The 23,603-nt window shown below is 64.8% G+C and carries 21 protein-coding genes and 3 pseudogenes; 15 read left to right on the forward strand and 9 right to left on the reverse strand.

Annotated features, from left to right (window positions below; translation table 11 throughout):
* Positions 1-4: 4 nt before the first annotated feature.
* Positions 5-1,051: a patatin-like phospholipase family protein gene (locus tag N2604_RS27675; RefSeq protein ID WP_260371255.1), complete on the forward strand. Its 1,047-nt coding sequence runs from the start codon at positions 5-7 to the stop codon at positions 1,049-1,051.
* Here N2604_RS27675 and N2604_RS27680 read toward each other — a convergent pair whose 3' ends face one another.
* Both N2604_RS27680 and N2604_RS27685 read right to left on the reverse strand, forming a co-directional pair.
* Entirely contained in the window at positions 1,052-1,480 is a 429-nt protein-coding gene (locus N2604_RS27680) for a CBS domain-containing protein (protein WP_260371256.1), read from the reverse strand. It abuts the gene before it with no gap.
* Positions 1,481-1,668: 188 nt separating this feature from the next.
* Entirely contained in the window at positions 1,669-2,475 is an 807-nt protein-coding gene (locus N2604_RS27685) for a rhomboid family intramembrane serine protease (protein ID WP_409241650.1), read from the reverse strand.
* Between the two features lie 287 nt (positions 2,476-2,762).
* Between N2604_RS27685 and N2604_RS27690 the strand changes: the two are divergent.
* From N2604_RS27690 to N2604_RS27705, 4 genes and pseudogenes are all read left to right on the forward strand, one after another.
* A pseudogene (locus tag N2604_RS27690) lies at positions 2,763-3,057 on the forward strand (GIY-YIG nuclease family protein).
* Positions 3,058-3,570: 513 nt separating this feature from the next.
* Positions 3,571-4,125, forward strand: a complete 555-nt coding sequence (locus N2604_RS27695; protein ID WP_260371258.1) for a PAS domain-containing protein — start codon at positions 3,571-3,573, stop codon at positions 4,123-4,125.
* Positions 4,126-4,168: 43 nt separating this feature from the next.
* Positions 4,169-4,675: a GNAT family N-acetyltransferase gene (locus N2604_RS27700; protein WP_260371259.1), complete on the forward strand. Its 507-nt coding sequence runs from the start codon at positions 4,169-4,171 to the stop codon at positions 4,673-4,675.
* A gap of 125 nt (positions 4,676-4,800) precedes the next feature.
* Entirely contained in the window at positions 4,801-5,094 is a 294-nt protein-coding gene (locus tag N2604_RS27705) for a hypothetical protein (protein WP_260371260.1), read from the forward strand.
* Positions 5,095-5,168: 74 nt separating this feature from the next.
* On the opposite strand, the gene N2604_RS27710 is transcribed toward N2604_RS27705, so the two are convergent.
* Positions 5,169-7,076, reverse strand: coding sequence for a DEAD/DEAH box helicase (locus N2604_RS27710; RefSeq protein ID WP_260371261.1), 1,908 nt, complete (start codon positions 7,074-7,076; stop codon positions 5,169-5,171).
* Between the two features lie 275 nt (positions 7,077-7,351).
* Here N2604_RS27710 and N2604_RS27715 point away from each other — a divergent pair, with 275 nt between their 5' ends.
* Both N2604_RS27715 and N2604_RS27720 read left to right on the forward strand, forming a co-directional pair.
* Positions 7,352-7,609, forward strand: a complete 258-nt coding sequence (locus N2604_RS27715; protein WP_260371262.1) for a metallophosphoesterase — start codon at positions 7,352-7,354, stop codon at positions 7,607-7,609.
* On the forward strand, positions 7,606-8,091 hold the full coding sequence (locus tag N2604_RS27720) for a metallophosphoesterase (protein ID WP_260371263.1): 486 nt from the start codon (positions 7,606-7,608) through the stop codon (positions 8,089-8,091). The genes N2604_RS27715 and N2604_RS27720 overlap by 4 nt, the downstream gene beginning before the upstream one ends.
* 6 nt (positions 8,092-8,097) lie before the next feature.
* Here N2604_RS27720 and N2604_RS27725 read toward each other — a convergent pair.
* From N2604_RS27725 to N2604_RS27735, 3 genes and pseudogenes are all read right to left on the reverse strand, one after another.
* Positions 8,098-8,518 (reverse strand): annotated as a pseudogene (locus tag N2604_RS27725) (VOC family protein).
* Positions 8,519-8,656: 138 nt separating this feature from the next.
* Positions 8,657-9,139, reverse strand: coding sequence for a DUF5680 domain-containing protein (locus N2604_RS27730; protein WP_260371264.1), 483 nt, complete (start codon positions 9,137-9,139; stop codon positions 8,657-8,659).
* 3 nt (positions 9,140-9,142) lie between these two features.
* On the reverse strand, positions 9,143-10,294 hold the full coding sequence (locus tag N2604_RS27735) for a zinc-binding dehydrogenase (RefSeq protein WP_260371265.1): 1,152 nt from the start codon (positions 10,292-10,294) through the stop codon (positions 9,143-9,145).
* Positions 10,295-10,784: 490 nt separating this feature from the next.
* On the opposite strand from N2604_RS27735, the pseudogene N2604_RS27740 reads away from it, so the two are divergent.
* The 3 genes and pseudogenes from N2604_RS27740 (at position 10,785) to N2604_RS27750 (ending at position 13,715) form a co-directional block, all read left to right on the forward strand.
* Positions 10,785-12,003, forward strand: a pseudogene (locus N2604_RS27740) (MFS transporter).
* A gap of 143 nt (positions 12,004-12,146) precedes the next feature.
* Positions 12,147-12,758 (forward strand): PilZ domain-containing protein, encoded by a 612-nt coding sequence (locus N2604_RS27745; protein WP_026312634.1) that lies wholly within the window; start codon positions 12,147-12,149, stop codon positions 12,756-12,758.
* Between the two features lie 330 nt (positions 12,759-13,088).
* Positions 13,089-13,715 (forward strand): transglutaminase-like cysteine peptidase, encoded by a 627-nt coding sequence (locus N2604_RS27750; RefSeq protein ID WP_260371266.1) that lies wholly within the window; start codon positions 13,089-13,091, stop codon positions 13,713-13,715.
* Between the two features lie 115 nt (positions 13,716-13,830).
* On the opposite strand, the gene N2604_RS27755 is transcribed toward N2604_RS27750, so the two are convergent.
* From N2604_RS27755 to N2604_RS27765, 3 genes are all read right to left on the reverse strand, one after another.
* Positions 13,831-15,591: a CYTH and CHAD domain-containing protein gene (locus N2604_RS27755; protein ID WP_260371267.1), complete on the reverse strand. Its 1,761-nt coding sequence runs from the start codon at positions 15,589-15,591 to the stop codon at positions 13,831-13,833.
* Positions 15,592-15,768: 177 nt separating this feature from the next.
* Positions 15,769-17,316, reverse strand: coding sequence for an FAD-dependent oxidoreductase (locus N2604_RS27760; RefSeq protein ID WP_260376317.1), 1,548 nt, complete (start codon positions 17,314-17,316; stop codon positions 15,769-15,771).
* 389 nt (positions 17,317-17,705) lie between these two features.
* On the reverse strand, positions 17,706-18,413 hold the full coding sequence (locus N2604_RS27765) for a GntR family transcriptional regulator (protein WP_260371268.1): 708 nt from the start codon (positions 18,411-18,413) through the stop codon (positions 17,706-17,708).
* 260 nt (positions 18,414-18,673) lie between these two features.
* On the opposite strand from N2604_RS27765, the gene N2604_RS27770 reads away from it, so the two are divergent.
* Genes N2604_RS27770 through N2604_RS27790 form a run of 5 tightly spaced genes read left to right on the forward strand, consistent with a single transcriptional unit; the run spans position 18,674 to position 23,586 of the window.
* Positions 18,674-19,660: an ABC transporter ATP-binding protein gene (locus N2604_RS27770; protein WP_260371269.1), complete on the forward strand. Its 987-nt coding sequence runs from the start codon at positions 18,674-18,676 to the stop codon at positions 19,658-19,660.
* Between the two features lie 43 nt (positions 19,661-19,703).
* Complete coding sequence (locus N2604_RS27775; protein WP_260371270.1) at positions 19,704-20,993, forward strand: PotD/PotF family extracellular solute-binding protein; 1,290 nt, start codon at positions 19,704-19,706, stop codon at positions 20,991-20,993.
* Positions 20,994-20,998: 5 nt separating this feature from the next.
* Positions 20,999-21,952, forward strand: a complete 954-nt coding sequence (locus N2604_RS27780) for an ABC transporter permease (protein ID WP_260371271.1) — start codon at positions 20,999-21,001, stop codon at positions 21,950-21,952.
* A gap of 3 nt (positions 21,953-21,955) precedes the next feature.
* Positions 21,956-22,834, forward strand: a complete 879-nt coding sequence (locus N2604_RS27785; protein WP_157333548.1) for an ABC transporter permease — start codon at positions 21,956-21,958, stop codon at positions 22,832-22,834.
* 20 nt (positions 22,835-22,854) lie between these two features.
* Complete coding sequence (locus tag N2604_RS27790; protein ID WP_260371272.1) at positions 22,855-23,586, forward strand: aspartate/glutamate racemase family protein; 732 nt, start codon at positions 22,855-22,857, stop codon at positions 23,584-23,586.
* Positions 23,587-23,603 lie beyond the last annotated feature (17 nt).

The following is a 23,603-nucleotide window of genomic DNA, read 5'->3' on the forward strand; positions in this document are numbered from 1 at the left end:
TGCGGTGCTGGACAGATTGAAAGGCCGGGGCGCGAACGGCTCGAACGGCGAGAAGGTGGGCGAAAAAGTCGGCTTGGGCAGCATCCGCCGGCCGGTGATCGGCCTTGCCCTCGGCGGCGGCGCGGCGCGCGGCTTTGCCCATATCGGAATCCTGAGGACCCTGATTGCCAACGGGATCGTGCCCGATGTCGTGGTCGGCACCTCCATTGGCGCCGTGGTCGGCGGCCTTCATGCGGCCGGCCGGCTCGATACGTTCGAAGAATGGGGGCGCAGCCTGCAAGGGATGCGGAACATCCTCGGCTATCTCGATATCCGTCTCAACGGCTCAGGCCTGCTTGGCGGCGAGAAGCTCGCGACCCGACTCGAGGCGGCGATCGGGCAGATCCTGATCGAGGACCTGCCCATCAAGTTCGCGAGCGTCGCGACCGAGGTTCGCACCGGCCACGAGATTTGGCTGACACGCGGGCGCGTGGTCGATGCCATGCGCGCGTCCTACGCCCTGCCCGGCATCTTCGCGCCCGTGCTGATCGGCGACCGCTGGCTGGTCGACGGCGCGCTGGTGAACCCGGTGCCGGTCTCGGCCGCCCGCGCGCTCGGCGCCGAAATCGTCATCGCCGCAAATCTTTCCAGCGACATCTTCACCCATTCCACCACGATCTATTCGCACGGCGCAGTGCCCACCCCGGTCGTGCCGAATGCCGAGGAGCCGGCGGCCAAGCGGCGCTTCCCGCGCCTGTTCTCGCCCGAGAAGACGGTGAAGCGCGAGTTCTTCGGCGGCAACGGCCGCCCCGGCATCTCGTCGGTGATGGTGGACGCCTTCAACATCATGCAGGATCGCATCACCCGCGCCCGTCTCGCCGGCGATCCGCCCGACATGCTGATCACTCCGCGGGTCGGCCAGTTCGGCTGGTTCGACTTCCACCGCGCCGAAGACCTGATCGCACATGGCGCGCGCGCCGCCGAGCGCGCATTGGAATCCATCCAGGAGGCGATTCACGTGCTAGCGCCGGCGCCCGCGGGCACCGCGCCGAAAGTGGACGACCAGGCCTGATCAGGCGGTCTTGATGTAGTCGCGCAGGGCTTCCTGCTCGGTCTCATATTCGCGGACACGCCATTTGACGATGTCCCCGATCGAGATCAGGCCGACCACCTTGCCGTTGTCGATCACGGGCAGATGGCGGAACTTGCCCGTCGTCATCGTCTCCATGAGCTCGGCGACGGTGTCGGTCTCCTTGCAGGTCACGACCTTGCGGGTCATCACCTCCGAGACCGGCGCCTCCAGCACGCCGGCGCCGCGCTCGCCGAGCACGCGCACGATGTCGCGCTCCGACAGGATACCCTCGAGCCGGCACTGGTCCATCACCAGCACTGCGCCGATCTTCTTCTCGCCGAGCAGCTTGATCGCGTCCGCCAGCTTGGCGTCGGGCTCGACGCTCATGATCTGGTGGCCCTTGGTGTTCAGAATGGAACGTACCGTCATTGTCGCCTCCCTGAATCGGAGCCGTCCGCCTTTGGCGGTCCCGACTTGTTCGCGAGTCTTCAACTAACAGTTACAGCGCCGGTTTCACGCTCGTGCGCTTTGCGAAGCATCGTCGCTAAAGACGTGTCGCTTCGGAACATTCTTGCCCGGAATGATGGATGAATTCGGGCTGCGTCGCAAGCGCCGCTTCAAATGCGGTCTGAAACGTCTCGTGATGACGCATCCGCAGCATCGCTTCGCACGCGCGGCACGGGATCGAACAGCGCGAACAACAACAGGCCGGCGAAGAAGCCGCCGATATGCGCCTGCCAGGCCACGCTCGTGGTTTCGGCATCGACCCCGATCGCCCCCACGCCGAAGATGATGTTGACGCCGAACCAGACTGCGAGGAAGCCGACCACCCGCCCCTCGCGGAGCGCGCGCGACAGCGGCAACGCCGGAACTTTCGCGGCGGTATCGGCATCCGATCGGCTGAACGACAGGAAGCTGCCGCGGACGAAGGCGAAGCGGATTGCGGCTGCCATCGCGCCCGACACCGAGGCCGAGGCGCCGATCATGGGCGCCACCGCATGCTCGTGGGTGACGAGATGGGCGAGCGCGCCGGCCGCCGCCGTCACCGCCAGGAAGACGAAGAACCTGACCGTCCCGAAGCGTCGCGCCAGCGCGCTGCCGAACGGCAGCAGCCAGAGCACGTTGAAGCCGAGATGGGTAAGATTGGCGTGGAGCAGCGAATAGGTGACGAAAGTCCAGACCTTCGCCCCCGCCCCGCCCGGGATCTGCAGATTGAGCAGCGAGGAATCGTAGCGCTTCGGGATGAAGCCGAACACGTCGATGGTCCAGTTCTCCAGCTCCGGCGGCAGCAGCACCCGCAGATGGATCGCCGCCAAAAGCAGGACATAGGCGGTCAGCGCTGGAGGCAACGTCAGGATCGGCTCGCGCGGAGCCTCCTCATGGACGGCCGGCACATCCGGCGACGAATCTTGCGGGGAATCCAAGGCAGCTTCGCTTTCAGGCGACATCGGAGCGACAGGATTGGAGATAGTCGCCTTTGCCGTCCCTGCGCAAGTGCACAAAAGGAAATCGTCGATGGCGCGTCTTGAGCCGGGCTGCACTGGGTCCCGGCTCGGCGCAGCAGCGCTAAGGCGCTGCAGCGCGTCCGGGACATATGATCTTCGTGTCCCGGACAAGGCGCGGCACGAAGTGCCGCGCCGCAGAGCCGGGACCCAGATTGGCGACAGGCGCAATCCTGCAATTATAGATAGCATCTGTCCGGGCTTTCGCCATGCAAACCGCTTTCTTCGTCTACATCCTCGCGAGCAAACGTAACGGCACGCTGTATGTCGGCGTCACCAGCACGCCCGCGAATGGCCGCACAGGCCAAGCTCGTGCCTGGGTTCACGAAACAGTACGGGGTCACCCTGCTCGTCTATTTCGAAACCTACGGATCTATGCTCGAAGCACGGGCGCGCGAGCACTCGCTGAAGCGATGGCGGCGCGCCTGGAAGCTGAAGCTGATCGAGGATCTCAATCCGGACTGGCGGGAGCTGACGGATGATCTGAGCTCTTTGGCTGGCTGACTGGGTCCCGGCTCGGCGCAGCAGCGCTAGGGCGCTGCAGCGCCTCCGGGACACGGAGTCCTCGCCGGGCCGAGCCTGGCTTCGTGTCCCGGACAAGGTGCGGCACGAAGTGCCGCGCCGCAGAGCCGGGGCACGAGCGCTGATGCCGAAAAGGAAAAGGCAGGGCCGAAGCCCTGCCTGTCCGTGTCGGTCTTCCGTGAGAGATAAGGCGTCCCCACCCCTCCCCGCAGCCCGTGACCAAACTGCTTGACGCCCAAAGTACAGGCCCCGCCGAGAACCTGGAGAAAGCGGCGAGGCTTGCGACCGCGATCACCATAGCAGGCGCGCGGCCGACAGGAAGCGCATAGTTAATTTAACGTTAACGACGCAAAGGCCGGCCCAAGAGGCCTGAAAACGCGCCCGCGGCATGGACGCTGCAAATCCCTTCCTGCACAACAACAGAAGGGATCGCGGGTGCACTGAAGCGGGACAGGTCTGTCCCTTCGAGGTCGCACCCCGGGCGAGCGTTCAGTCATGAAACATCCGTCGAGCCGCGCGTTCTTCGCGTATTGGGACAAGAAGCGCGGCACTGCACGGGCCCCTGACCGGGCCGACATCGATCCGGCCGCGGTCCGCGGCCTGCTCGGCGACATCTTCGTGCTGTCCTGCGAGCCAAACCTCGGCTTTCCGTTCCGCGTCGCCGGCACGCGCGTCTGCGCGCTCGCAGGAACAGACCTCAAGGACCGGAGCTTTGCGGCGCTGTTCACCCAAGCCAGCCGCAGCGAGGTCGAAGAGATCACCACCATCGTCGCCGACGAGACGCTGGGTGCGATCGCAGGCGTCACCGCCGCGCGCGAGGACGGCAGCAAGGCGCATCTCGAGCTCCTGCTGTTGCCCTTCAACGCCCGCCCACATACGCCCGTCAGCGTCACCGGCGTGCTCGCGCCGTTCGACGACGAATGCGGCATGCTTTCCGCCTTCACCCTCACCTCCTGGCGCTACCTGCACCAGCCGGAGAAACTCCTGCCGCGCGCCATCCGGAAATTGCAGATCGCACGCGGGCTGATGGTGTATGAGGGGCTGCGATAGAAGTCGCGTGTCCCTGCTCGGCCGCGCAAGGATACGCATCGACATGAGCAAGCCGCATTGGCGTCCCGCGCGCACCTCCGACCTGGCTGCGATCAGCGCGATTGCAGCACGCATCCATCCTGGCCTCCCCGAACGACCTGAAGTGCTCGCGGAGAAGATGCGGCTCTATCCTGACGGCTGCCGCGTTCTGGCCGCAGACGACGAGATCGCGGGCTACGGACTTGCGCATCCCTGGAAGCAGAATCACATTCCGCCGCTCGACGGCTTCCTGCGGAATTTGCCGGAGGATGCGGACTGCCTCTACGTCCACGATGTTGCCGTGCTGCCAGATCGGCGCGGCGGCGTTGCACGCGAATATATGGTTATGATTGAGGAGCTGGCGCGCGCATCCAGCATCGCGACGCTGGCGCTGGTCTCGGTCTACGCTACGCGGCCGTTGTGGGAACATCTCGGCTTTCGGCCCGTCACGATGGACGCAGAGCTACGTGCAAAGCTCGCATCCTATGGGCAAGGCGCCACCTACCTGCTGCGCGACCTCGCCGCGGGGTAGCAGCCCTGTCCGGCCAGCCGGCTCACGCGGGCGTGAAGCCGCCCCTTCGAACCGGGTTGGATCAGGCTCTGTCGAAGGTGTGTGCGAGCCGTTCCGGTCTCGCCGAACCGAGGCTGGAGAAGACCATGAAGCTGACATTGTCGAAAGTTGCTTTGATTACATGCGTTGCGGCAACGGCGTTCGCTGCAACCAGCGCGAACGCGGCGCAGGTCAAGACCTATGGCTGCGAATTCGCCTTCTTCGAAGGCTGTGGCGCTCTGATTGAAATGCCGAACCAGGGCGGCTCACGCCGCGTGGCTCGCCCGATCCAGGACGTCTCGCCCACCTACATGAGGCAGATCGACTCTCGTTATAATTCGTCGATGCGTGATGCCGGCGGCGGCGGCGGAGGTGGTGGTGGCGGCGGCGGCGGTCGCTGAACTCACATCTGACTTTTCTGATGATGCCGTCGGCGCAATCCGGCGGCATCATTGCTGCGCCGAGCGGCGCCAATTCAGCCGCGGCGCTTCTTCTTCGCCTTCTTTCCGGCTGCTCTCTGGACAGGCCAGGGCGTGACCGAAGGCTCCGCGGAGGGCGGCTTGTTCTTGTGCTTCTTCCTTCCGAAGGAAGCTGCATCGCCAAATTTCTGCGCACGTTCATCGTGAGGCTTGCTCTGCGGCTTGAATCCATGTGCCCCGCGCGGCTCACGATGGTCGCCGGCCGCGCGCCGGGTCGCGTGAGGGCGCTCCTCCGAGGCTTCCGGCCGACGGGCCGCATCCGCCATCGGCTCAATGCGAATGCTGTCCTCCTTGTCGGGGCGCTTGACCTTGGCGGCGAACGAATCCGCGACCCGCTCCGAAATCTCGAACTCGGTGGTGGTGTCCATGATCTTGATGGCGCCGATGTCGCGCTTGTCGATGCCGCCGCGGCGGCAGATCATCGGCAGCAGCCAGCGCGCTTCCGCGTTCTTGCGGCGCCCGATCGCGGCGCGAAACCAGACGCTGCCCTCCGTCATGCCGTGCTTCGAGGCTTTCCCAGCCTTCGACCGCGGCTTGACGCGGTCGTCGCCGTCTTCGGATTTATGACGCCCGCGTTCCGGCTTGCCGCTTCGCTCGCCGGGATCGATGATGTCCTCGGGCGACGGCAGCCGCGCGCGATAAAGCCGCGCCAGCGCAGCGGCGATGTCCTCGGGCGAGCGTTCGGCCAATAGCGCTTGCGCCAGGGCCAGATCGTCGGGAGTGGTCTCCTCCGTGAACAGCACGTCCTTCATGCGCGCATGATCGAGCTTGCGGATGTCGTCAGCCTGCGGCGCCGTGCCCCAGGCCGCGTCGATCCCAGAGAGATTGAGCAACAGCTCGGCGCGCCGCCGCCGCGCGGGTGGCACCAGGAGCACGCTCGTCCCCTTCCGGCCCGCGCGCCCGGTGCGGCCCGAGCGATGCTGCATGACTTCTGCGTCGTTGGGCAAATCGGCATGGATGACGAGGTCGAGGCTCGGCAGGTCGATGCCGCGGGCGGCAACGTCGGTCGCGACGCAGACGCGGGCGCGGCCGTCGCGCAGCGACTGCAGCGCCAGGGTCCGCTCGTTCTGCGTCAATTCACCCGACAGCGCGACCACCGAAAAGCCGCGCTCCAGGAGCGCGGCCTGCAAATGCCTGACGGCATCGCGCGTGCTGCAAAAGACCAGCGCGCTCGGCGCCTCGTAGAAGCGCAGCACGTTGACGACGGCATGCTCGACGTCGGCGGGCGCGATGCGGATCGCACGGTATTCGATATCGGCGTGGCCGCCCTCGTCGCCGGCGACCTCGATCCGGAAGGCGTCGCGCTGATACTGCCTAGCCAGCGCGACGATGCCGCGCGGAAACGTCGCCGAGAACAAAAGGGTGCGGCGCGTCTGCGGCGTGGTCTCGAGGATGAATTCCATGTCCTCGCGAAAGCCGAGATTGAGCATCTCGTCGGCTTCGTCGAGCACGACGGCGGCGAGCTCGGAGATGTCGAGGCGGCCGCGCCGCAGATGATCGCAGAGACGCCCGGGCGTGCCGACCACGATGTGCGCACCGGCGGCGAGCTCCCGCTGCTCGCGCCGTGGATCCATGCCGCCGACACAGGACACGACGCGCCCGCCGGCATGCCCATACAGCCAGGCCAGCTCGCGCTGAACCTGGAGCGCGAGCTCGCGGGTCGGCGCCACGATCAAGGCGAGCGGCGCGGCCGCTTGTGCGAACTGCTCGGCGTCATCGAGGATGTTCTTCGCGATGGCCAATCCGTAGGCGACGGTCTTGCCGGAACCGGTCTGGGCCGAGACCAAGAGGTCGCGGCCGGTGGCTTCATGGGCGAGCACCGCGAGCTGGACGGGGGTCAGTGAATCATAGTTCCGCTCGGCCAAAGCGCGGGCGAGCGGCGGGGTCAGGGCCGGAAAAGACACGAGATGGAGAACCTTGGTTGAATTCAGGCGCGCAAACGGTGAACCGGGGCGCCTAAAGCTGCGTGCGCGGCAAACGGCCCGACCGCACGCTGGATTTGATCTGGGCGCTCTTTACGCCATGCGCCCGGAAATCACCATAGCCGTGATGCATGGCTTGACGGCGAGCCGCGCCTGAAGCCTGCAGCGGATTTTTGCGGCCGGCTCGATTAACCTTGCTGCAGCGGGATCGGCCTATAGCCGAGCCACGCTCACGTCTGACGATATGGGGAATAAAGATGCGATTGGCGGTCATTTCCGACATCCACGGCAATCTCGCCGCGCTGGAGGCGGTGCTGGCGGATATCAAGACGCGGGGCGTCGACCGAACGATCAAACTCGGCGACTGCGTCACCAGCCCGTTGTGGCCGAGGGAAACGTTCGAATTCCTCCAATCGCTGTCGTTGCCGACCGTGCGCGGAAATCATGATCGCTGGATCGAGGAGTTTCCGGACGACAAGCTCTCACCGGCAGGCCTGTTTGCGCGCAACGCGTGACTGCAGAGCAGCGTCGTGCGCTTCACAATCTGCCCTCCCAGCTGCGACTGGACGAAGGCATCCTGGCCTGTCATGGCACGCCCGAGAGCGATACGGCGTGCCTGCTGGAGGACGCACTCGACGACGGCCGCTTCGTGCCGGCACGCCGGGACGTGCCGGAGGCACGCCTTGCGAGCGAGCCGGCGGCGCGCGTGGTGCTGTGCGGCCATAGCCACCGCCCGGCCGTCGTTCACGGGCCGCGCGAATGTCTGGTCGTCAATCCCGGCAGCGTCGGATGCCCTGTTTTCGCGGACATTCCCTTTGCCGCGAAACTGGAACACCGCTCGCCTCACGCCCGCTACGCGATCCTCACCAAGGGAAAAAGGGGCTGGCAGGTCGAACTGCTGGCGCTCGAATACGACTGGGAGGTCGCCTCGGCGCGCGCGCTCGCCAACAACCGCCCGGACTGGGCGCACGCCATGTTGTCCGGCTACGTCAAATAGAATCTCTCAGATCTCCGCGTAGATCTCCAGCAGATTCCCGTCGGGATCGCGGAAGAACAGCGTGCGATGGCCGAAGGGCTGGTTGGTCGGCGGCGACAGCAGTGCCACGCCTTGCCGCACGAGTTCATCGGCGCATGTCGACCTCGGCCGCCGAGACCTTGAACACCAGCTGCAGCGAGGCACTGCCCGGCGGGATCGGCGCATCACCGGCGGTGCGGCTCGGCCGTGCCAGCGCCAGCGCCAGCGTGTTGTTGCCGAGGCCGTACTCGATCCAGTTCGGCGACAGCTCGCGCGAGAGCGGAAAGGCGAGGACATCTTCGTAGAAGCGACGCATCGCGACCATGTCGCGCACGAAGATGACGGTGTAGTCGATCGCGCGGATGGCGTTGAAGGGGGAGCGGGCTTCTGAAGTTTGCTCGGTTGTCATCGTGGCCCCATTTCAAACTCGTAGCGCACATGAAGCGCAGCAGAATGCGGGACTGGCGGCGCCGAATTACGCGGAGCCTGTCATCGGGCGGCGCTTCATGCTGACCCGTTGGCTCCATCCGGGCTTCGAACTTCAATCCTATAGCAGCATGCCACCGCCATAGCGGAGCTCGTACAGAACAGTGCCATCCCGCCGCGCAATCGTCTCGACACCATGGAAGCGATCGATACCGCCTTCGACCCGGTTGCAATAGGCCATGCCATCCTGCTCGAACAGGCGAGGTCCGCGGTAGGGTTCTTCGACACCGACGCGCAGCAAGGCCTGGCGCAGGAATTTGTAAATGGCCAGGAACGTGTCACGGTCCGTGATCTCCGCGCGGACGCCGCCGCTGTAGCTCATCGACCAGATGACGCGCTCATTCCGGGATACGGCCTCCTGTCCGACGAAAAAGCCCGTCCCGAAATAGATATCGCGATAGGCATAAGGCGACGCGCGATGCTCGAGCTGCTTGGAGCCGGCGAGCAGCGGCGCAGCAACGGTCGCTTCATCGTCGAGGCCCGCATAGGTGCGGCGCTTGGCCTCGACCAGGAACGCCGCGAGATCGTGAGGGATTGGCGGCATTGGCTATTCCACCAGCTCCGGCCACGGCACGATGGTCGACTTCACCGTCTTCATCGCCATCGCGTCCTTCACCGCCTGCGCGACGCCCGCTTCCGTGAACGGATAGATCGTCTGCATCTTCGCCCAAGGATATTTGTCACGCGTGCGGTAGAGCATGTCGACGCCGAGCGGAAGATCATTGCCGGTGAAGCCCCAGGATCCCAGCACGTTGAGGTCCTTGGTGCAGATGCGGTGCCAGGAGGTGTCGATCGAGCCGGCGTCGGTGAACTGGCCCATCTCGACATAGGTGCCGCCGTCGCGCAGCATCTCGATGCCTTCGGGCCCCGCGGTCGGATGACCCGAGCAGTCCATCACGAGATCGGCTCCGAAGCCGCCGACGATGTCGCGCACGCGCGCGATGCGCGCCTCGGGTGACTTCAGCTCCTCGATGTTCACGGTCGCTTCCGCGCCGAACTCGCGCGCCAGCTTGAGCCGCGGCTCCTCCGGCGCGCCGACGCAGATCACGCGCCCTGCGCCCATCTCCCTGGCAGCCGCGACCGCCAAAATGCCGATCGGGCCCGAGCCCTGGATCACGACCGTGTCGCCCCAGCTGAATCCGCCGGCGCGTGTGGCGCGATTGAAGGCACGGATACAGGACGTCAGCGGCTCGGACAGCGCACCCAAGCGCAACGACATGTCGTCCGGCAGCTTGTAGATCTTGGTGCCCGGCAGCATGTCGAGATCGACATAGACATATTCGGCCCAGCCGCCCCACAAATGCGGCGGCTTGTCGAAGCCGAGATAGCGGCCGTAATAGACCGGCGTCAGGCACTTGTTCGCGGTTTGCGGATAATGGATGCAGTAATAGCAGCGGCCGCAGGGCATTAGCGGCGGGATCATTACTTTCGAGCCGACGCTGAGCGGCTTGCTCATAAAATCCTCGGAAAATTCATCGCCGCATTCGACGATGACGCCGCCGAGCTCGTGTCCCAGCGTGAACGGCCAGGGCAGCGGCTTCGGCCAGTGTCCTTTCAGGATGTGCAGGTCGGTGCCGCAGACCCCGCAGGCGCCGACCTTGATCAGTGCGGCTTTCCGGCCGACCTTCGGCCACGGCACGGGGCGGATGACGGGCTCCGAGCCGGGACCAGCGTGGGTGCAGACGCGGATTTGCTCCATGGTGTGTCCTCGCTGCCCGCTTTGTTATGGTGGGTGGTGCGGGCCGATGGAAAGCGTATGTGAGATGCGCAGCCGTGCCAAGCGGACATGATCGTAGCCCGGATGGAGCGCAGCGTAACGAGCGAAGGCGGAAGCGACATGCGGAGAACAGCGGCCACGGATGTCGCGGAGCCTGTCATCGGGCGCTTTCCACCGACCCGTTGGCTCATCCGCGCTATAAGCGCCCACAAGCTCAAGCGTCATCCTGAGGCGCGAGTGGCGCGATGCAAAGCGTCGTGCCGGGAGCCTCGAAGGATGGGCTACGGGCGCTCGCGGCCCATCCTTCGAGGCGCGCAAGAGCGCGCACCTCAGGATGACGGCGTTCGTTGTGGCGACAGTGCATGGCTGCTGTTCAACCACATCCAATTGTCTTGAGCGCCGACCGGCGAACGTGTAAGGCGCCAAGAGTCTCACCTCAGGTCCTCCCGTGAACCCCCTCCCCCAAAATCCCATGGCTGCGTCCGGCTCGTTCGCGGCGATGAGGTCCATGCCCTACCGTCTGCAGTTCGCCTCTTACGTGCTGGCGATGATGGCCGACAATATCGAGCATGTGATCAGCTATTGGGTGGTGTTCCAGAAAATTCCATTCGCCGACGCTGGGCGGTTTTGCCGTGCTGTCGCACTGGCTGCCCTTCCTGCTGTTCTCGGTCGCGGTCGGTGGCCTCGCCGACCGGTTCGATCCCCGTCGCATCATCCAGTGCGGCATGCTGCTGTTCATCGCGGCCTCCGCGGGTTGGGGCTTCTTCTTCCTCACCGATACGATCCAGATGTGGCACGCGATGCTGCTCCTGGTAATCCATGGCTGTGCCGGCGTGCTCTGGCAGACGCCGAACCAACTGTTGCTCTACGACCTCGTCGGCCCGGCCGATTTGCCGAGCGCGGTGCGGCTGAACGCGATGGCACGCTATCTCGGCATTCTGGTCGGACCTGCCGTGGGCGGGATCATCATGCTGACGCTCGGTCCCTCGCACGGCATCATCTTCAACACGCTGTTCTATCTGCCGATGCTGCTCTGGCTGTTCTGGGCCCCGGTGCGGGACAAGAGCATCGCTGCAAGGCGTTTTGCCGTGCGCGGCCTTGCCGACATCGTGCTGAGCATCCGCGTCATCGGCACGCAGCCGGTGCTGTCGGCGATGACATGGCTCGCCGGCCTCACCTCGTTCATGATCGGCAACGCCTATCACGCCCAGATGCCAGGCTATGCAGGCGATCTCGGCCATGGAGATCCCGGCGTCTCCTACAGCGTGCTGCTCGCCGCGGACGCGGCCGGCGCGGTGCTCGCCGCCATCGCGCTGGAATCCTGGGGACGCCTGAAGGGCACGCCGCGCACCGCGATCCTGCTCGCGATGCTCTGGAGCATAGCGCTGCTCGGCTTCGCGCTCGTGCCGGTCTATCCGGTCGCGATCGCGCTGCTGTTCTTCGCCGGCTTCTTCGAGCTCTCCTTCAACACCATGGCGCAGGCACTGGTGCAACTGAACGCGCCGCACGATATCCGCGGGCGCGTCGTCGGCCTCTACAACATGGCCGGGCTCGGCATGCGTGCCTTCAGCGGCATCACGGTCGGGGTCGCAGGCGCGGCGATCGGCATCCACTGGTCGCTCGGGCTCTCCGCCGCCGTGCTGCTGGCGCTGCTGTGCCTGCTCTACGGGCGCAGGGCACGAACCGCATGACCGGTCGCCTTCCCTCAGGGATGTGGCTTTTCGAGCGCATCGTATCGGTTCGTCCTCGCCGCACCCGGTCCTAACGTGGCATTAACCCTATGCACCTTAGGGTCGTCCAGGACTCCGCCCGGGCGGGGGGTCGGGTGTTGGAAATGGCGTTAGCGAACAAAAAATTTCTTCCTGCCGCCGAGGAGCGCAGGCGCTTCCAGCGGGTGAAGGTGCACCTGCTCGGCCGCTACATGCTGCCGGACCGCCGGGAATTCCCCTGCCAGGTGATCAACATGTCGCCGGGCGGCCTCGCTTTGCTCGCCCCCGGCATCGGCAATGTCGGCGACCGCGTGGTCGCCTATCTCGACCATATCGGTCGCGTCGAGGGCAAGATCACCCGGATCATCGACAACGGCTTCGCCATGACGATCGGTGCAACGCCGCGCAAGCGCGACAAGCTCGCCGCACAGCTGACCTGGCTCGCCAATCGCGACATCCTCAATTTGCCGGAGGACCGCCGCCACGACCGTATCGTGCCGCGCAACCCGATCGCGGTGCTGACGCTCGAGGACGGCACCAAGATGACCTGCCGCATCATCGACCTCTCGCTGTCGGGCGCGGCCATCGCCGCCGAGAACCGCCCGCCGCTGAAATCGACGGTTCTGCTCGGCCGCGTCCAGGGCCGCGTGGTCCGAAACCTCGAAGACGGCTTCGCGCTCGAGTTCATGCACGAGCAGCCAGCGGAGACACTCGAAGAGAGCGTTACCGCGCGGTAAAGCGCGAGGACGCGAAGACCCTCCACACCTCCAGGCTTGAAGGCGGCTTCCGCGATGCGGACGCCGCCTTTTTCATGTCCAACGCAAGCGGCCAGCGGTTAACGCAAGGGTTCCAGATGAGCGCAAGCAACGCTTCTCCTAGCGTTTCCGCGTTAATAGATAAAATTTGAATCAATTACAGTCATATCGAATTTTACGCGAATTCTATTCAAGTATAGATCGAATTCGCCGCTCGTTTTACTTGCATTCGTCTCGACTTGACTTGGTCGACTTAGCGGCAACTCAAAAGCTCCGTGCGAAATGTGGTCCCAACAAGAAACGGGGGCCGCAATGTTTGACTTCAGGGGACAGGGGAAGGGATTGGCGCTGGCCGCCATGCTCTTCGGGATCAGCGCGGCAGCGCAGGCCGGCGAAGGCCGTCTGCTCTACGCGAGCCTCGGCGACACCACGCGTGCGCCGATCGGCTGGGTCGAGTTCTGCGCGGACAATGCTGCTCAGTGCCAGGGCGCGCCGCTGCAGCCGCGCGACATCGTGATGTCGCAAGCGGCCTGGCGCGACCTCATCAAGGTCAATCGCTGGGTCAACGAGACCGTCAAGCCTCTGACCGATCAAGAACACTGGGGCGTGATCGAGAAGTGGTCGCTGCCGACAGACGGTTACGGCGACTGTGAAGACTACGTGCTGTTGAAGCGCAAGATGCTGATGGACGCCGGTTGGCCGCGACAGGCCCTGCTCATCACCGTGGTGCGCGACAAGAAGGGCGAAGGCCATGCGGTGCTGACGGTGAAGACCGACAAGGGCGAGTTCATTCTCGACAATCAGAACGAGAATGTCGTCGCCTGGACGGAGACCGGCTACCGCTTCGTCAAGCGCCAGTCGCAGGGCGATCCCAACGTCTGGGTCTCGCTCGGCGATACCAAGCCGGCGGTCTCCACCGCCAGCGCGAAAGATCAGTAGGAACGAGACAACAGGTTACGCGACCCGGTCACATCCCCACCCCTCCCCGTCCCAGACCGGTTCGCGCGCGGCCAGCCATCCCCCAATGGCTGGCCGCAACTTTTTGGGAACGCGATCAGCTCTGCTCGTCCTGGCGCGACCAGGGCACGCGCGCGGCGGTGAAATCCCACCAGCTATCCTGCAAGCCCTGCTGCACGCCGATCGATGCCCGCGCCTGCCAGCCGGCGATCGCGGCCGCCGCAATGGTGCTGTCGCGATCTTCGGCGCCGAGCCCGTCGAGCAACGAGGACGTCACCGCCATGTCGTTGAAGACGCCGAGCTCCTCCTGCAAGCCGGCGAGCCGGCGCGCGAATTTTCGTGCGGACTTGCGGTCCTCGTAGAGCGGCAGCAGGAACTCGCTGAGATAGCGCAGCCGCTTGGTGGCGAGCCGCACCCGATGCAGCTCGTCGGCCGTCAGCGACCTGAAGCGGCGGCCGCGCTTGAGCACCTTGGCATACTGCTCCGACAGGACGCGCTGCGCGAAATTGACGGCGGACTCGGCGAGCCGGCCGAGATCTTCCGGCGCGACGCCGTTGCGCCAGCCGCGCGTCTCGATCCAGCCGCCGAGACCGATCAGGAAGACCGCACAGCGGCGATCATCGAGCGCATGGCGAGCGCTGCGATAGGCTTCCGCCTGACGCTGAGCCGCGGCCCGCCCGAGCGCATCGAAGCCCGCGACCGAGGGACAGGCTTTTGCGATCGCCGGCAAGGTGGCGAGCTGGAACACGTCCCAGTCGCGCGCGGCGGACAGGCCTTGCGCCAGCCATTTGGCTTCCGAGCGCAGCGCATCGAGGTGACTGAGCGCGCCGACCGATCGCATCAGGTCGAGCGCAGATCGCAGTCGCCGCAGCGAGACGCGCAGCTGATGCACGCCTTCCGGATTGCGGCCGTCCTCGGCCGCCGGCAGCGACTGCAGCAGGTGAAGGAGGCAGGCCCGCAGGATGGTCGCGAAGGCTTCGTCGAGCGTCACGGAGGGACCGAGGCAAAGCTTGCGCGGCCGGCGTGCCGACGGCGGCTGGTCCGCGGCAAGGTCGAAGCCGCGTGCGGACTTGCTGCGGATGGACGGCTTCACCGTTCCGTGCTCCGCAAGGCGCAGCGCGATCTCGTAGATCGCGCTTGGGCTGCCGCTCTTCAGCTCCAGCTCGATCTCGCTGACTGGAACCGATCGGTCGCCGGCCGTCAGCTCGCCCCGGTCGAAGGCGACCTCGACCGTGCCGGACGGCAGGTCGACGACGCGAGTATGCCGATGCACATCGGCTGTAAACACCGGTTCGAGCCGCTGCGCGTCGAGATGGCCGCGAAGCTTCTCCGGAATGAACGGCATCGCCAAAGCGAGATCGGGCGCAAGCGACGGCACACTTGCTTCCCATTCGCGGCGACGCAACGGATCGTCCGCAACCCCGGTCTTCACGGTCTGCACGAAACGCGAGCCGCTCTGGCGTACGCGCAAGCTCAGGCCGGCGCGACGAAGCGCCCGCTCGGGCGTGTCGTAGTAGACCGACTTGAGACGTTTGCGCGTGCCCCTGTTGCGTGCGTTCGCCGCGATGACGGGCGCTGCGCCGAAATCCCCCATGCGATCGGCATCGACCAGAAGCTTGAGCTCGATTTCGCCGGCGGGATGAGCGGGCTGGGTTGGGTTCGGCGCGGGCGTGACATCCTGCGATGGCGTCTGCTCAATGGGAGTGCGCTCCTCGGCCGTCGCGAGTTCTACGCTGACTTCCTCACGTTGCCCCAGGAAGCCGGTGACGAGCTGCGTGCTCTTGGTGTTCCCAAGAGCAGGATTGGCGTCCGGCGCGCTCGGAGTCTTGCGAGCCGGCGCAGCGTCTGACTTTAGCATTTGCGGTAACATGACAGTTCAATGACAGGCGACAGGATATAGCCTGTACAGTCTGCGAGGAATAGTCACATCAGATCGACGCGCATCATGATTCACATGCAGCTCGCCAGGTAAAAGCTGCAGCCGTCGGGGCAAGCCCCCTTTAAAACCTGACCACAACACGCCGACGGATGCCGGTCATTCTGCCGCTTCAAGATTGGCCGGCTTTTCAGCCTGGCCGAGCGGGGAAACTGCCGGGCCGTTGAGCGCGGTGCCATCGGGTGCAAACTGGGATCCGTGACATGGGCAATCCCAGCACTGTTCGAGTGAGTTCCAGTGCACGACGCAGCCCAAATGGGTGCAGCTTGCCGAATGCAAATGCAAATGACCGCTTCGGTCCCGGCACGCCGCGATCTTCTTCAGGCCACTTCGGAAGAGGCGCCCCTCGCCGGGCCGCAGATGTTCAGCGCTCGCGATTTCACTTGCGGTGAGATACTCCGCGAAGTTCTTGATAGGAGTGATGTTCTCGCTGATGAACTCGCCGATATTCCTCTGAATCTTCCGTGACGGAGCGTAGACGTCCTCCCAGGGACTGGCGCCGCTGGTGATGATATCTGCGATCAGCATGCCCGCCACGAGCCCGTTCGTGATTCCCTGCCCGGAATCGCCGCTGACAATGAAGACATGCTCCTCGTCGGGGCTGCGGCCGATGAAGCCGGCGAAATCGACCGGCTCCAGCACCTGACCCGACCACCGATGAGTGACCTCGCGCAAATCCGGCAATCGCTCGCGCGCCCAGCGCTCAAGCGCGTCAAGGCGCTGTGCGCCATCATTCGCCTCACCCGACTTGTGATCTTCGCCGCCGATGATCACGATGTCCTCGTCGGCAGACAACGGTTGGAGGCGGACATAATGATAAGGATCGAGCGTATCCCAATAGAGCGCATCCTCCACGGCGCCGGCCGCAATCTTCGCGGCGAGCGCGTAAGTGCGGTAAGGCGCCTGCTTTGTATGGATCGCCACTTGCACGTTGACGGGCGAGTTGGTCGCAACCACCACGTCGGCGGCGTGAACCTCGTAGCCTGAGGCGGTGGTCACGACCATGCTCCCCTGGCGTTGCTGGATGCTCTCGACGCAGGTGTCGGCATAGAGATGGGCGCCCCGGCGCTCCAGTGCGCTCGCCAGACCGGCGAGATATCTAGTCGGATGCAGGCGCGCCTGGCGCGGAAAGCGCAGCGAACGCGTCTGACCCCTGTCATGGAACGGTGTCGGCTCGATGCGATTTTCGACCGGAATCTGCAGCTTGCGACAGCAGTCCAATTCACTATCCAGCTCGGATGCGGACGCTTCGGATGCCAGTACCCAATAGCCATCGACGCGTTTAAATCCGCAATCGATGTGCTCGGCGCCCTGGATGGTCTCGACGCGATCGATCGCGGCTGCGACGCTCTGATAGTAACGCCGCGCACAATCAGGGCCGCGGACTCGCACGAATTCATCGTAACCATCATCGAGCGCGGTCGCCAGGTGCGCCGTGGTGCGCGCCGTCATCCCGCTGCCGATGCGGCCGCGATCGATGACTGCGACCGAACGTCCATGGCAAGCAAGTTCATATGCGACCGAAAGCCCGGCTATTCCGGAGCCGACCACGGCAACGTCCACGCCGACCGTACGCGACAGCACCGGAGCTTCGGCGACAGATACGTCCATCCAGAGGGAGTGCGTGTGCTCATCCCGTACGTTCATGGCGCTGCTCCTCGAAACAACAAACGATGCAGCCGAATGACGGTTCCTATGCGCGCTGCCGAACGAAACGCCATGAGGTAACCGCATTCATTAGGAACCTTCAGCAGGCTCAGGCTTGAACCGGCATGAAAGATCCCTCACCCGGAATGCGAAGGGCTTTGCGCCAGGCCCAATTGTACGGCCACTTGCTGGTCCGAAACGACAGGTTGTATTATCCAGGAGGGAATCATCCGATCTGCTCAGTGCAGCTTGCACGAGAGATGGTCAGGTCAGGATGGATGACCAAGCAGGACGGCGAATACGAGATCACGCCAGAGGGGCAGCTCGCAGCAGAACGCGAGCTCGGCCACTGACGCGCGCAGCTCCGGGGAGAACGCCGCTTGATAGCGTCACGCCCCCAGCACGTCCGCCAGCCGCAGCTCGTCAGCGGCGGGATCCTTCAGGAACAGCTCCGCCTCGATCTCGTTCAGGTGCGACAGCATCAAGGCGCCGGCGCACGCCTTGTCGCGCTTGCGGATCGCGGCGACGATCTCGGCGTGATGATCGGTGCCGCACGCCGGCGTGTCGTGGCGGCGGTAGAGCAGGATGATGAGCGAGGAGCGCGCGATCAGCTCCTTCAGGAAGCCGAGATAGATGCTGTGGCCGCTCATCTCGGCGACGAGGCGATGAAACTCGCCGGAGAGCCGCACCGAGGCGCGCGCATCGCCGCGCAGTTCCGCTTCGCGCTCCTCGTCAAGATGCTGGCCGAGGCGATCGAGCCAGGCCGGCGAGACCGCCTCGATGGCGTGGTCGACGATGCTGGGCTCGATCAGGCGGCGCGCCTCGAACACCTCGCGGGCGTCGGCCGGGGTCGGGCGCGCGACGAAGGCGCCGCGATTCTTCTCGATACTGACGATGCCCTCATGCGCGAGCTGCTGCAGCGCGGTGCGCACCAGCGTCCGGCTCGCGCCGTAGATGTCGCCGATCTCGTCCTCGCCGAGCTTCGTGCCGGGCAACAGGCGATGCTCGAGGATCGCGGCGGTCACACCCTCCCGGATACGGCTGACGCGATCGCTCGCATCTGGCGCATCGGGTTTCTGGCGGGTCTTGGCGGCCATGATTGTGAGGGCTCGATCGACGAACGTTCGGCCTGCAATGTTAGTCGACGAGCTGTATCCAATCACAGGCGAAACTTTATACAATCTTCGCCCGTTTTGTGTGCAGGTGATTGCACACGCGGCGGCCGGACAAATCGGGCCGGAATCGATCTAACGATCTGACTCCGCTGCACAGTTTTGGAAATTGGCATCCTCGCGCGCTGTTGGCACGGACCTTGCGGAGAGAGGGGCAGGACGCATCGCCCCTCCTCGGACACGCCATGGCCATTCCCGCCGCTCTCGAACTGGTCGCCGTCACCAAGCGCTACGACGCCACGCTGGCAGTCGACAACGTCAACCTGAAGATTCCGGCCGGCACCTATTGCTGCCTGCTCGGCCCCTCCGGCTGCGGCAAGACCTCGACGCTGCGCATGATCGCAGGTCACGAGGCGGTCAGCGAAGGCGACATCCTCCTCGGCGCGCAGAACGTCACCGACCTCGAGCCCGCCAAGCGCGGCACCGCGATGATGTTCCAGTCCTATGCGCTGTTTCCGCATCTCTCCGTGCTCGACAACGTCGCCTTCGCCCTGAAGATGCGCGGCATCGACAAGGCGACGCGGCACAAGCGCGCCGGCGAGTTGCTCGAGCTGGTCGCGATGAGCCAATATGCGGGCCGTCTTCCGGCGCAGCTCTCCGGCGGCCAGCAGCAGCGCGTCGCGCTCGCCCGTGCGCTGATCACCGAGCCGCAGATCCTCCTGCTCGACGAGCCGCTCTCGGCGCTCGATCCGTTCCTGCGCGTCAAGATGCGCGGCGAGCTGAAGCGGCTGCAGCGCGAGCTCGGCATCAGCTTCATCCAGGTCACCCACGGCCAGGAGGAGGCGATGGCCCTCGCCGACCACATCGTGGTGATGAACCACGGCAAGATCGAGCAGCAGGGCACGGCGCGCGACATCTTCCATCATCCCCGCACCGAATTCGTGGCCCGCTTCATCGGCGGCCACAACGTGCTCAGCGACGCCGGCAATCTCATCGCCGTCCGCGCCGATCAGCTCGGCATCGTGCCGTTCGCCGACGGCGCCTTCGGCGCGCCGGCGCTGCTGACCCAGACCGAGTACCAGGGCTCGTACATCGCCGTCTCGCTCACGCTCGACGACGGCACCGCCCTGTTCTCCCACCTTCCCGAGGCCACCTTCGACGTGCACCCGTTCCGTCCGGGCGATCGCGTGCTGGCGACCTGGGATCCCGCCAAGGCGCAACGCCTGCAATAGCACCCTTCACCACGGAAATGCGCAACACAGAGGAGTGAGCGAAATGACCGAGACGACCAGGAAGACCGGCGTCAGCCGCCGCACGCTATTGAAGGGCACCGCAGGTCTCGCCGGCCTCGCCGCCGGCTCCGGCGCGATCACCGGCTTTCCCTACGTGAAGTCGGCCGATGCGAAGGTGCTGCGCTATCTCGGCACGGCGGTGAACGAGGGCGATGACATCTCCAAGCAGTGCCTGAAGGACACCGGCATCAAGATCGAATACATCACCGCGACCACCGACGACGTCACCAAGCGCGTGATGACCCAGCCGAACTCGTTCGACGTGCTGGACACCGAATATTTCTCGCTGAAGAAGCTGGTGCCGTCGGGCAACATCCTTGCGCTCGATGCCAAGAAGATCAAAGAGTTCGACAACATCACGCCCGTCTTCACCAAGGGCGAGACGCCCGGCGGCAAGAAGATCGGTGGCCAGGGCACCGCACCCTGGAAGGTGCTCTATCTCGAAGGCAAGGATTCCAAGAAGTTCGCGACGTCGGCCACCGAATTCGTCACGCTGATCCCGACCGTCTACAACGCCGACACGCTCGGCATCCGCCCCGACCTGATCAAGCGTCCGATCAGCACCTGGGCCGAGCTGCTCAACCCCGAGTTCAAGGGCAAGGCCTCGATCCTCAACATTCCCTCGATCGGCATCATGGATGCCGCGATGGTCGTGGAAGCCTCCGGCAAGTACAAATATGCCGACAAGGGCAACATGACCAAGGAAGAGATCGATCTCACCATGAAGGTGATGACCGAGGCCAAGAAGGCCGGCCAGTTCCGCGCCTTCTGGAAGGACTTCAACGAGAGCGTCAACCTGATGGCCTCGGGCGAGACCGTGATCCAGTCGATGTGGTCGCCGGCGGTCACCAAGGTGCGCTCGATGGGCATCCCCTGCACCTTCCAGCCGCTCAAGGAAGGCTACCGTTCCTGGGCGTCGGGCTTCTGCGTCTCCAAGGGCGTCTCGGGTGCCAAGCTCGAATGGGCCTATGAGTTCGTGAACTGGTTCCTGTCGGGCTTTGCCGGCGCCTATCTCAATCGCCAGGGCTATTACTCCGCCGTGCTCTCCACCGCGAAGGCGCACATGGAGCCCTACGAATGGGCGTACTGGATGGAAGGCAAGCCGGCCGAGAAGGACATCAAGGCGCCCGACGGCTCGCTGCTGGAAAAGGCCGGCGCGGTGCGCGACGGCGGCTCCTACGAGGACCGCATGGGCGGGGTCGCGTGCTGGAACGCCGTGATGGACGAGAACGACTACATGGTCCGCAAGTGGAACGAGTTCATCGCGGCGTAACGGACATGTCGGAAGAAGTCCTGCAACAGGCTACCCCGGGCTTGATCCCGGGGTCGGGCACAGCGCGCGCCGCAAAGCCGACGCGCCTGTCGCCGTCCTTCATCTCCTGGCTCCAGGCCGGGCCGATGATGCTGGTGTTTCTCGCCTTCTTCCTCATTCCGCTCGTCTTCGTCGTCATCGTCTCGTTCTGGGACTACAACGAATACCAGCTGCTGCCGGCTTTCTCCGGCCGCGGCTACACCGACACGTTCGAGGGCTGCATCGCGCAGCTTCCTGACCTCTGCACCATCGGCAAGACCTATCTGATGACGCTGAAGCTCTGCTTCATGGTCTGGGCCATCACCCTCTTCGTCGGCTTCTGGGTCGCCTACTTCCTCGCCTTCCACGTCAAGTCCAAGACCTGGCAGATGGGATTGTCGCTGCTCTGCACGATCCCGTTCTGGACCTCCAACGTGATCCGTATGATCGCCTGGATCCCCCTGCTCGGCCGCAACGGCCTCGTGAACTCCGGCCTGATCAAGACCGGCTTGATCAACCATCCGCTGGAATGGCTGCTGTTCTCCGAATTTTCCGTGGTGCTGGCGCTGGTGCACCTCTTCACCTTCTTCATGGTGGTGCCGATCTTCAACTCGATGGTGCGCATCGACAAGTCGCTGATCGAGGCCGCCTATGACGCTGGCGCCACCGGTTTCCAGACCCTCGTCAACGTCGTCATTCCGCTGGCCAAGCCCGGCATCGTGATCGGCTCGATCTTCGTCATCACCATCGTGATGGGCGACTTCATCACCATCGGCGTGATGGGCGGCCAGCAGATCGCCGCTGCCGGCAAGATCATCGAGACGCGGGTCAACGCACTGCAATTCCCGGCGGCCGCGGCGAACGCCGTGATCCTGCTCGCGATCACCTTCCTGATCATCACCATGATGTCGCGCATCGTCGACATCAAGAAGGAACTCTAGAGCATGAAGGAAGGACGCCCGCGCTCGTTCTACGTGCTCGCGATCTTCTTCGCGGCCTATGTGCTGTTTCTCTACGGGCCGATGATCGCGATCTACGTGCTTTCGTTCCAGGGGCCGCAGGGCGGCCTCACCTTCCCGATGAACGGCGTGTCGACCTTCTGGATCGCAAAGCTGTTCCAGGGCACCGGCATCGTCGATCTCGGCGCCGCCTTCCGCCGCTCGCTGCTGCTCGGAATCATCGTGATGATCGTCACCGTCGTGCTGTCGGTCGCCGCCGGCATGGCGTTCCGCCGCAAGTTCAAGGCGCAGAGCATCCTGTTCTACTCGGCGATCGCCAGCCTCATCGTGCCCTCGATCATCACCTCGCTCGGCATCTCGCTCGAGTTCCGCATCATCGACGACCTGATCAAGGCACATTGGAACGAGAATTTCGAGACTTCGATGGGCCTGCTCACGTCCGGGCTCGGCGCGCACCTGACCTGGACGCTGCCGTTCGGCCTGCTCATCATGTTCGCGATCTTCAACCGCTTCGATCCGCGCCTCGAGGAAGCCGCGCGCGATCTCGGCGCGACGCCGTGGCAGACCTTTCGTCACGTCGTGCTGCCGATCATCCTGCCCTCGGTGATCGGCATCGGCCTGTTCGGCTTCACGCTGTCCTGGGACGAGCTCGCGCGCTCCAGCCAGGCGATCGGCGCGGTGAACACGTTGCCGCTGGATCTTCAAGGCCTCACCACCACCGTGACCAACCCCGACATCTACGCGCTCGGCACCGTGATCTCGGCGGTCTCGTTCACGGTCATCACGCTTGCGCTCGGCACCATCCACATGCTCAACAAGCGGCAGGCGGCCAAGGGCTCGGACGCCGGCAAGGGACTCGTCTGAGAAGGGACTCGTCTGTTCCGATGCGGCTTCACGTCGTCAATCCCAACACAACGGCGTCGATGACGGCGAAGATCGCCGCTGCCGCACGCAGCGTTGCCTTCGCCGACACCGTGATCGATGCGCGTCAGCCGGCGATGGGGCCGGTCTCGATCGAGGGGTTTTACGACGAAGCCTTTGCGGTGCCCGGCATGCTCGGCTGCATCCGCGAGGCCGACCGCGACGGCGCGGATGCGCACATTATCGCCTGCTTCGACGACACTGGCTTGGATGCTGCGCGTGCCGCCGCCAAGGCACCGGTGATCGGTATCGGCGAGGCCGGCTTCCACATGGCGAGCCTGATCGCCGCGCGCTTTGCCGTGGTGACGACACTCGGCGTCTCCATCGTGCCGATCGAGCATAACTTGCGGAAATACGGACTCGCCGAGCGCTGCGCCCGCGTCCGCGCCGCCGAAGTGCCGGTGCTCGCGCTCGAGGAGCGCAACACTGAGGCGCTCGGCAAAATCTCGGCGGAGATCACCGCCGCGATTCGCGACGACCGCGCGGAAGCCATCGTGCTCGGCTGCGCCGGCATGGCCGATCTCGCCGCCGAACTCGCCGAAACGCACGGCCTGCCCGTGGTCGACGGCGTCGCGGCCGCGGTGACTCTGGCGGAATCACTGGTGCGGCTGGGACTGAGGACGTCCCGTCTCGGCCCCTATGCGGCCCCGCGCACGAAGAGCTATTCCGGGTCGTTTTCGCAATTTCAGCCTTGATCCCTGCCGCTGCCGCA

The organism is Bradyrhizobium sp. CB1015 (assembly GCF_025200925.1).
Classification (GTDB): domain Bacteria; phylum Pseudomonadota; class Alphaproteobacteria; order Rhizobiales; family Xanthobacteraceae; genus Bradyrhizobium.